The sequence below is a fragment of the Streptococcus sp. GMD6S genome (assembly GCF_000297015.1).
The window spans coordinates 1-10,496 of the sequence record NZ_AJRH01000046.1; the positions used below are offsets into that span (position 1 = coordinate 1).

At 39.1% G+C, this 10,496-nt stretch carries 7 protein-coding genes; 3 read left to right on the forward strand and 4 right to left on the reverse strand.

Going from position 1 to position 10,496, the window contains the following annotated elements:
* On the reverse strand, window positions 1-258 hold a 258-nt coding region (locus tag GMD6S_RS07050; RefSeq protein WP_000634599.1), incomplete at its 3' end, for a metal ABC transporter permease.
* Window positions 255-977, reverse strand: a complete 723-nt coding sequence (locus GMD6S_RS07055) for a metal ABC transporter ATP-binding protein (protein WP_000619158.1) — start codon at window positions 975-977, stop codon at window positions 255-257. The genes GMD6S_RS07050 and GMD6S_RS07055, both read right to left, overlap by 4 nt.
* Window positions 978-1,156: 179 nt before the next feature.
* Here GMD6S_RS07055 and GMD6S_RS07060 point away from each other — a divergent pair, with 179 nt between their 5' ends.
* Together GMD6S_RS07060 and GMD6S_RS07065 are read left to right on the forward strand one after the other, a co-directional pair.
* Window positions 1,157-3,049 carry a M13 family metallopeptidase gene (locus tag GMD6S_RS07060; protein ID WP_000199228.1) on the forward strand — a complete coding sequence of 631 codons (1,893 nt, stop codon included), beginning with the start codon at window positions 1,157-1,159 and terminating at the stop codon, window positions 3,047-3,049.
* Between the two features lie 88 nt (window positions 3,050-3,137).
* A complete protein-coding gene (locus GMD6S_RS07065) occupies window positions 3,138-3,902 on the forward strand; it encodes a hypothetical protein (protein WP_025172625.1) in 765 nt (254 codons plus the stop codon).
* A 104-nt stretch (window positions 3,903-4,006) separates the two neighbouring features.
* On the opposite strand, the gene GMD6S_RS07070 is transcribed toward GMD6S_RS07065, so the two are convergent.
* Both GMD6S_RS07070 and GMD6S_RS07075 read right to left on the reverse strand, forming a co-directional pair.
* Window positions 4,007-4,636, reverse strand: a complete 630-nt coding sequence (locus GMD6S_RS07070; protein WP_000690834.1) for an MBL fold metallo-hydrolase — start codon at window positions 4,634-4,636, stop codon at window positions 4,007-4,009.
* A 101-nt stretch (window positions 4,637-4,737) separates the two neighbouring features.
* Window positions 4,738-5,931, reverse strand: coding sequence for a ferredoxin reductase family protein (locus GMD6S_RS07075; protein ID WP_004239874.1), 1,194 nt, complete (start codon window positions 5,929-5,931; stop codon window positions 4,738-4,740).
* Between the two features lie 555 nt (window positions 5,932-6,486).
* On the opposite strand from GMD6S_RS07075, the gene GMD6S_RS07080 reads away from it, so the two are divergent.
* Window positions 6,487-10,496 (forward strand): YSIRK-type signal peptide-containing protein (locus GMD6S_RS07080; RefSeq protein WP_000837692.1); only part of this gene is annotated, 4,010 nt, incomplete at its 3' end.

Genomic DNA, 10,496 nt, shown 5'->3' on the forward strand with positions numbered 1-10,496 from the left:
GCCCTTGATGTAGGTAATGATGATGGAAGCCATCAAGCCAAAGATGATCGCTCCAATAAAGAAATCAATTCCCAGGATAAAGGAAAGGGCTACGCCGGGCAAAACTGCGTGAGAGATGGCATCCCCCATGAGAGACATTCCACGTAAGATGATAAAACATCCCACGGCTCCAGCAACCACCCCGATGACGATAGCTGTTATCAGGGCATTTTGTAGGAAATGGAAATGTTGCAATCCATCGATAAATTCTACTATCATAGGTCACCTCCATTGAAAAAGAGTTTGCTACCGTAAGCCTTCTTAAGATTGACTTCGGTAAAGGTTTCTTCAGTTGAACCAATAGCAACCAATTCTCGATTGAGAAGCATAACTTGGTCGAAATAATGAGGGACTTTGCTGAGGTCATGATGGACGATGAGAACTGTTTTACCAGCTTTTTTAAGGTCTCTCAGTGTATTCATGATAATCTCTTCACTGATCGAGTCAATCCCGACAAAAGGCTCATCTAAAAAGATGTAGTCAGCTTCCTGCACTAAGCAGCGGGCAATCAAAACACGTTGGAATTGTCCTCCAGAGAGCTGACTGATTTGGCGATCAGCATAGTCTGAGAGTCCAACGATTTCAAGTGCATCCGCCACTTTTTTCCAGTGGCTGGCCTTTAAAGTGTGGAAGAGCGGGATAGATGGATAGAGTCCCAGTGAGACACATTCCTTGACCTTGATAGGGAAATTGTAGTCGATATGGATTTTTTGCTCGACATAGGCAACTCGATGTAAAGATTTCTTGACTTCTTTGTCATCGAGAAAGGCCTGACCTTCGTGTGGGATAATTCCCAACATACTTTTTAATAAAGTTGATTTTCCAGCACCGTTTGGACCAATAATTCCGGTAATAGTTGGTCCGTGGAGCACTAGTGAAATATCCTTTAGTGCCAACGTTTCTTTGTAGGAGACACTGAGGTTTTCGATACGTATCATACAGTTATTTTCCTCCTGTCTTTTAATATACATTAAAAAAAAAATTAAGTCAAGTTAATTTTTAAAAAATTTAAAATAATAACTGAAAAATGAAGAAAAAAGAGAGACCATTTTTAATTGCATTCCCAAGTGTTTTTTGCTAAGCTAAGAATAAGTGAAAAAATGAAAGCGAGAACAAGATGACACGTTATCAAGACGATTTTTATGATGCAATCAATGGAGAATGGGAAAAAACAGCTGTTATTCCAGCTGATAAATCTCGAACAGGTGGCTTTATTGACCTTGATGAGGAAATTGAAGAGTTAATGCTGGCAACGACGGACAAGTGGCTGGCAGGAGAAGATGCGTCAGAAGATTCTATCTTAGCAAACTTTGTCAAGTACCACTCTATGGTCAGAGATTTCGATAAGCGAGAAGCAGATGGAATTGAGCCAGTCCTTCCTTTATTGAAGGAATACCAAGATTTAGAAAGTTTTGCGGACTTCGCAAGCAAATTAGCAGAGTTTGAATTAGCTGGTAAGCCAAACTTCCTTCCATTTGGAGTATCACCAGACTTTATGGATGCTAGAACCAATGTTCTCTGGGCTAGTGCTCCAGGAACTATCTTGCCTGATACAGCCTACTATGCGGAAGACCATCCTCAGCGTGAGGAATTGTTGAACCTTTGGAAAGAAAGTACTTCTAATCTCCTCAAAGCCTATAACTTCTCAGATGAAGAAATCGAAGATCTATTAGAGAAACGATTGGAATTGGACCGCCGTATCGCAACTGTCGTACTTTCAAACGAAGAGAGTTCAGAGTATGCCAAACTTTACCATCCATATTCTTATGAAGATTTCAAAAAGTTTGCACCTGCCCTACCTTTAGATGACTTTTTCCAAGCTGTTCTTGGTCAAGTACCTGATAAGGTCATTGTAGATGAAGAACGTTTCTGGCAAGCAGCAGAGCAATTCTATAGTGAAGAAGCTTGGCCTTTGCTTAAGGCAACCTTGATTTTGGCTGTGGTGAATCTGTCTACTAGCTATTTGACAGATGAGATTCGTGTCCTATCAGGTGCCTATGGACGTGCCCTTTCAGGTGTTCCAGAAGCTCAGGATAAGGTCAAGGCAGCTTATCACTTGGCCCAAGGTCCCTTTAAGCAAGCTCTGGGTCTCTGGTATGCGCATGAAAAATTCTCCCCAGAAGCTAAGGCAGACGTAGAGAAAAAAGTAGCGACTATGATTGACGTTTATAAGGAACGCTTGGCCAAGAACGACTGGCTCACTCCTGAAACGCGTGACAAGGCCATTGTCAAACTTAATGTCATCAAGCCTTATATCGGTTACCCAGAGGAATTGCCAGAACGCTACAAGGATAAGGTAGTGGATGAAACTGCCAGTCTCTTTGACAATGCCCTAGCCTTTGCGCGTGTGGAAATCAAGCACAGCTGGAGCAAGTGGAACCAACCGGTTGATTACAAGGAGTGGGGTATGCCAGCTCATATGGTCAATGCCTACTACAATCCTCAGAAGAACTTGATTGTCTTCCCAGCGGCCATTTTACAGGCTCCATTCTATGATTTGCACCAGTCATCTTCTGCTAACTATGGTGGTATTGGTGCTGTTATTGCCCACGAGATTTCTCATGCCTTCGACACAAATGGCGCTTCTTTTGATGAAAATGGTAGCCTCAAGGATTGGTGGACAGAGAGTGACTATGCTGCCTTTAAAGAAAAAACGCAGAAAGTTATCGACCAGTTTGATGGACAAGAATCTTACGGAGCAACGATTAATGGGAAACTAACCGTATCAGAAAATGTTGCCGACCTTGGAGGAATTGCTGCAGCCCTTGAAGCTGCCAAGAGAGAGCCAGACTTTTCTGCTGAAGAATTCTTCCACAACTTTGCTCGTATCTGGCGCATGAAAGGTCGTCCAGAGTTGATGAAACTCATGGCTAGTGTCGATGTGCACGCGCCAGCCAAACTCCGTGTTAACATCCAGGTGCCAAACTTCGATGACTTCTTTACAACTTATGATGTCAAAGAAGGCGACGGTATGTGGCGTTCACCAGAGGATCGTGTGATTATTTGGTAAAGTAAGTCCCTAACCAAGTATCATCTTGGAATTAATGATTCATTTTTGAAGTTTATCAATCTGAAAATGCAATGCTATCGAGGTTAACATGAAGAAATTTTTAATGATGCTATCAGCTATTTTTTCAATTTCAGTTCTAGCATCTTGTGGTTTCATTAAAAACAAGAGTAATACAGAATCTTCATCTGCACTATCATCTGTCTCCAAAGACGATAAGACTAGTGTATCAACAGAAGCAAAGTCTGAAAATACTAGTGACTCGTCAACCAAGGAATCGCAATCGACTGCTGAAAATAAGAAAGAAACTAGACAAGATTTATATAAAGAAGTGATTGAACGCTATAACCACTTTACAGACCTTTTAAAACAAGGTAATAGAGAAGATTTATACAAGGAAAATAAACAAGATAAGATTGCTTCAGAAGAATATGGCCTAGTTTTCTCTCGAATGGATTATCATAATGCACCCGATTGGAAATACGCAATTGTTGATTTGAATAAGGATGGGCAAGACGAGTTGCTTATTGGTGATGAAAAATTTGTTTCAGCCATTTATTATTTGGAAAATCAAAAGCCTAACTTACTTCACACAGCTTATGTAGCTTCTGCAGGTGGTTTTCGCTCAGGCTTTGTTATTTACGAAAATGGTCTAGTCTCTTATGCAGACTGGCAGTCAACCCGTCCAGAAATGAACTTGGCTTTATATTCGTTTGATAAAAATGGAGTCCAGAAGATTAAAGAAGCAACTATTCAAATCGGTGGCAATGAAAAAGCAGAGCAAGTTTTAGATATCTCTTCTGAAAAGCTTGATTTGTCTAACATTAGTTGGAAAGAATTGAATCCGGCTAATTAGTTTTGAATTATTTTTCTAGTCAATATTGATTCTTCTGAGAAAATATTAACATAAAAATAGAAGCTACAAAAAAACCGAGGAAATTATCCTTGGTTTTTTGTTTGCTAGAAAAAGGGATTAAAGGTCTTTTCGTGAGCGATGGTCGTAGCCGGGCCGTGCCCAGGATAGACATCGTAGTTAGGAAGAGTGAAGAGTTGAGTCTGGACACTATGGAGAAGTTGTTCCATGCTACCTGTAGGAAGGTCTGTCCGTCCGATGGTTTCGCGGAATAGAACATCTCCGGTTAAGACTAGATGGGCATCAGGAAAAACCAGAGAAACACCTCCGATAGAATGGCCAGGTGTTGGCAATACCGTAAAACGAAACTCTTCGATCTGGTATTCCTCATGAAAGACATAGGTGTGTTCAGCTGGTTTGCAGACGACATCAGCCATATCATCATGACGAGGTAGGCCAGAGAGATTGTCGACTGGAGTGTAAAGCCAGCTGGCTTCACTTTCTGCTACATAAACGGGGGGATTTCCAAAAGTATCTCTAACCAAGTCCAGACTCATAATATGGTCGTAGTGGGTGTGGGTCAGGAGAATCGCACAGACTGGTTTGTTGATTTTCTCGATGGTCTTGCGAATAGCTTCCCAATGGCTACCTGGGTCAACCACAATCAGGTGTTGGTCCCCTTCTAGATAATAAGTGTTTTCATAAGCAACGGGATTCACGGTTTTATGGATTTTCATACTGGCTCCAATCTCAAAGAATGTACTAAACTAAGTATAGCACAGAAGAGGGAAATAAAGTGAAAAGAAAGTCCCTCTTTTGTGTTAGAGGGACAATGATCTTATTTAAACTTGAAACCTTCGTAAATGAGTTTTGCTTTGGGATTCTTTTTCTTGATTTGCTTGGCAAGGGCCTTCATCATAGGAAGAGGTCCACACATATAGACTGTAGTTTGGTCAGGGATTTCTTCTTGATCCAAAGTCAGGTATCCTTTTTCATTGCTATCGACCAGCTGCAGGTCAAAGTTAGCATTTTGACGGGCGTAGTCTCGAAGTAGATCTAGGTAGACAGCATTTTCCTCTCCACGGAAACTATAGTAGAAGCGGACGCTCTTGTCTAGGATAGGATGCTCCCGGATATAAGAGATGAAAGGTGTCATTCCAATTCCACCTGCAATCCAGATTTGCTGCTTTGGACCATGTTCCATAGTCATATGCCCATAGGCGCGATCAACCGCAACCTTGCTACCAACTTGAAGATTGTCATAGATATTCTTGGTGTGGTCACCAGAGTTTTTTATCGTAAAATAAAGAGTTCGTCCTTGTCCTCCTGAGATGGAGAAAGGGTGTGGAGCAGTCTCAAAACCTTTTTGGAAAATTTTTAGAAAGGCAAATTGTCCATATTCGTAAGTGAAAGGATGACTGAGTTCTATTTCAATTTCAGTCGTGTCGTGATTGAGGCGTTTGATTCCTACGATTTTTCCAAGATAGGTGAAACCGATCTTTTGATAAAGGAAAATAATATAAAAACCTGCAAGCAAGCCTAAAATAGCATAGATTCCAAAGATAAGACCTAGGAAACTAAAGGAGAGAAGGCGATTTCCCATGATCATCAAAACATGAAAGAGGCCAAAGATATAAGCTAGATAAACCAATCGATGAATCCATCTCCATGCTTCATACTGGATGTATTGTCCCAGATAGGCAACCAGAACGATGCTGATAAAGATATAGATAGCGATATTTCCAAACTGGGCGGCCAAATGCGAACCCCAGAGACCGCCCATGCTAAAGTTGTGTAGGGTTAGTAGGAGAATGGATAGAAAAGCGGTGAATTTATGAGCTAGATACATCTTTTCAAGTCCGTTAAACCAAGCTTCAAGCAGGGGTAAACGGCTAGCTAGTATAAAAGTAAGTGAAAGAGTAGTGAGAGCTAAACCAGGGATTAGAAACTGACTAACACCTGAACTGAGCCAAGCTAGGATAGTCAGAAACATACTAAGCCCGATAAATAAAATACCTTTTAATGATTTCATAGTTGAAGTCCTTTCACGGATTATCTTATGATAGATGTAATAAGATTTGTTACATTTTAACAAAAAATGAATCTCTAGTCAAGGTTTAGAGTTTCGGCCTCTAAGTCAAATTTTCATGATAATCTATAAATAACGGTTAAGAAATATACTGTTTGATTTGTGTACTTCTTATAGAAATTTTTTTGTTATAACAATATAAGGGTGGGAAAAATTCAACTTCTACAAAACCCTAAAAAACAAATTAATACATAAAAGTGTATTTTATTTAATTATAAGATAAATAATATCTGAAATTTACATGATGTAAACCTATGTGAATGTTGGCATTTTAAAGTATTTGATGTTAAATTATTTTTGTATTTTTCTCAAATAAATTTATTAAAAATGTTGAAAAAGATATAAAAAAGTGTTAGTATGAATATGCATATTGAATACGAGGATATAATCCTTTTAGAATAATGAAATTTAAAGACCATCTTTTGAGTAGGGAAGAAATTTCGTTTTTTTTCTATATTTCAATATCGATATAATAAAAATAGGGAGGTTGTTTTTCTTATGAAGAGTAAGCAACAGGGTTTTAGAACGGAGAAATACATTCGATATGGGATTCGAAAGTATAGTTTTGGAGCGGCATCAGTAGCAATTTCAGCAGGTTTGATGTTTTTAGGCAATGGAGCAGTATCAGCGATGGAACTTCAAGGAGCAGATACTACGCTTGTTTCAACATCGACATTGAATGCGGAATCTTCTACGGAAACAGAAAAACCAGAAACTTCGATAAAAAAAGAAAAAGAAGTTGTCCTTAAGACGGTTGATAAAACGGATTTAGTTAAAAAAATTACAGAACTTGAAGAGAAAGTAAAAACAGCAAAGAATATAGATGACTTGGTACTAACATCTGCTAAAGAACAATTAGATTCTGCGAAATCTGTCATCTCAAAAGAGATAGTTGAGCAAGAGGAAGTGGATACTGAACTTGCTAAGATTAAGGATTTAATTACGGTATTTGCTGAGTCTGTCGAAGTTGGGAAAATAACGGAATCTACAGAAAAAGCAGAAAAAGTAGAAGAAATAAAAGAAACTGTCGAACCAGTCCAAGAAGGTAAAAAAGTTTTAGAACAAGTTACCTCTGAAGCTGAGGTAACCAATGTTTTAGCAACTGAAGCAGTCCGGAAAAATAAGCTTGAGGCTGAAAACAAAGCGGCAATTGAGGCGGCGATAGCTAATAATAAGGAAGTTATTGCGGAAGCTAAAAAAGTGTTAGCTACGGATAGCGTTACAGCTAAACAAGGCAATGAACAATTGTCACGTTTGAACGAGTCAATTCTTGCAGTATATAATGAGCTAAAAAAAGCAGGAATCGGAAAAGATGGAAACTTTGGAGTCGCTTTGGCTGCTCAAGATTTCTATGCCGAAGAGGGTTCTAACACAACTCATGCATCGGAAACAAACGCTGCAAATCATACTGGTAAAGATACCTATACAATTCCAGTACAAGAAATTAAATTAATTACGGGTACTGATGCTACAGGTCTAGAGATTGAAGTCTATTCTAATCAGCGGGTTGGTAATGATACAAATGCTGGAAATGGGATGCATACAGAACAAGGTGGAAAAACTGGTCATAACAACAAAGGACGTGTAGACTATCCATTAACCCCTGATGCTGCTAAAAAGTTAGCTGAAGAAGCACCACTTTGGAGAAATAAACTCCGTGCGGATGGGTCAAGAATTTTAAACGCTGCAACATCGATTTACTCTGCTAACGGTGGTTATGAATACCTAGCTACAGAAATTTATGGCTATGGGTATGAACAAGGAGTTGACAGAGTTTATATTAAAGGTTTGAAAGATCGTATTGCAGTTACAGAAAAAGCCAAGCAAGCTGGTTGGAGTTTAACTTCTGTAACACCAACTAACCTTGTGCCGGGATTGACATACGATTCAGAAACAGACACAATTCAAGGAAAAGTTATAGCGGATATTGAAAATGGAGTTTATGATTTACGATTTAATATTACTGCGACCAATACAGATGGTCGAACGGTAACTTTCCAAATTCAGAATCTTCGTGCTGGCTGGGTCGGGTGGCAAGATAGTACGCCTCCTAAAATAAAATCAGATTCTGAGCGTTATGATCGTATTGTTGGTGACGATGCTAATGTAAATATTCAATTCTATGATGAGTCAGGTGCAAGTGCAACACCAGCCAATAGTCGAGGAACTTATAACTATACGACGGTTGAAGGCAAAGTTGTAAGAGTACCTCAAAGATTCTCTAGAGCAGTGACAGGAATTTCAGGATATAACACTATTAGTGAACAATTAGATGATTCTAAAGTATTAATTCCAGGAACTAAATATAGTGTTGCTAATAGTACTTCTGAAGAGCAAGCTGCTGATCAAACGAATATGGGGAAAGGAATCATTTCTGGAAAATTAACTGAAGCAGGAATTTACACAGTCTCCGTATTTGCAAAAGATTATGATAAGTTGGCTAATAATAATGTTTGGAACCAATCTGGACAAGAAGCGCATGCTACTGTAACATTAGTCGTGAAACCAAAGATTGAGGTTCAAAACGTTGAAACTTACTCAACAGTTGTACCAGTTAAAATTTCTAAAGGTGCATCAAGTGCTAAGGTAACAATGCCGGATGGTACTGTAACCAATCTAAAAGCAGTTAATGGCAAATGGCTCGTAGACAGTGGTTCAACCAACACAGCTGTTTCTGAAAATCAAGAATTAGGTATTGTAGATTCCGATACAGTCTTTAATATTCCTGTGACATCAGAGGCGACTGCCAAAGTTGGTGTGGACAATATTAGAGTAGAAGCATCTGCTGAAAATGTTAAGGGAACTTTCTTACGTGAACAAGTTGAATTAAATGGAACAGATGGGCAAAAACATACTGCTACTTTTAATAAGGCTACCGGACACTGGGAGTTACCTGGCGACTATGCTGAAAGTAAAACACTGAATGGTGATGGTACGACAAGATGGACTAAACGTCAAGTGTACACAGAAGCTCAGCAAGACGGTGGTATGAAATTTTATATCTATGAGTACATTCGACAGCTTGATAGCACTGGGAAAGTGACAAGTGTAGAAACGCCAACTCGTCCAGAAACGATTTATGTTTCTAAGAATACTAATCAGGTAGGAGATGGAATGTCAGTAACTGTCACTTACGATAAACATTCAAATACCTGGGCGTCATCTGATGGAACTGAAGTGACTGCTACTAAGCTTGAAAATGACTCTTGGGAAGTTCATACTAAGTCAGGATTTGGTGGTATTATTAGAGGGACGATTGCAACAAATACTGATGTGGCAACTGTAGTAAATACAAAACCAACAGCAACTTCACAAGATTATACTTCAACAAAAGGTACAGCTGTTGACCTTCGTAATGAAGCAAAAGCTGCAGTAAGCATCTCAGACTCTGAAGATACTAAATATGGAAAAACTACCTATATCACTAGAATCACAGTAACATCGCCTTCAGGAGTTCAAAAAGTATTTGATACCAAACAAGATGCAAATAACTATAATATTGCTAGTGGATATAGCTTAAATGAAGTAGGAGTATATACTGTTAAGATTGATGTTATTGATAGTAATGGAAATTATACTACTGAAGCAACAATCAGTGGAACTGAGTCGGGAGTTGATCATGGAGTTGATTCATCAACCGCTACAACAACCTACCATATTACAGTAACTGATACGATTGAAGGACATAATGTGACTTCGACTGATATTCAAGGTGCTACTCAAAAAGAAACTCCAACCTTTACATCTGTTGGAGATGGATCACCAGTAAAACCAAGTGCTTCTTCGCCTGCTAAGTTAGTAGATCCAAAAACAGGTGGATTTGTTGATACTCTAACAATTGATGGTCAGGGTACCTACTCAATTAATAATGAAACAGGTGAAGTAACTTTTGTTCCATTGAAGACATTTACCGGTACAGCTACACCTGTCACAGTTTCACTTACTGCAAAATTAGGAAAAGATGCTAATTATACGGATATTACAGCAACTGCTACAGCAACGTATACTCCAACTGTAATACCTGTTAAACCAACTTCTACAGATGATGAGTCTGAAGGACCTAAAGGACAAACACAAAACGGTACACCAACTTTTACTGGTGGTAAAGTTGAAGTAAACGGTGTGGAGAAGACTGTTGAAATTGATGAAAATGTTAAACCAACCTTTGATGATGGCACAACTAAGAAAGTTGTTCCGGGAGAAGGAACTTATACCATTGATGAAAATGGTGTGGTAACTTTCACACCAGAAAAAGACTTTGTTGGGAAGGCTTCAGGAGTTACAGTCAAACGAGTTGATAAGAACGGAACAGAAATAACTGCAAAATACACACCAACTGTACGTCCAATTACTTCATTTGTAGATACTGAGGGGAATACATTAATTCCAACCGAAGACGGTGAACAACCGAAGAAAGACATTCCAGGTTACCGCTTCGTAGAGACTAAGAAACTTCCAAACGGTGACACAGAGCACGTTTATGAGAAGGTTAAGACCAGTCACAAGGA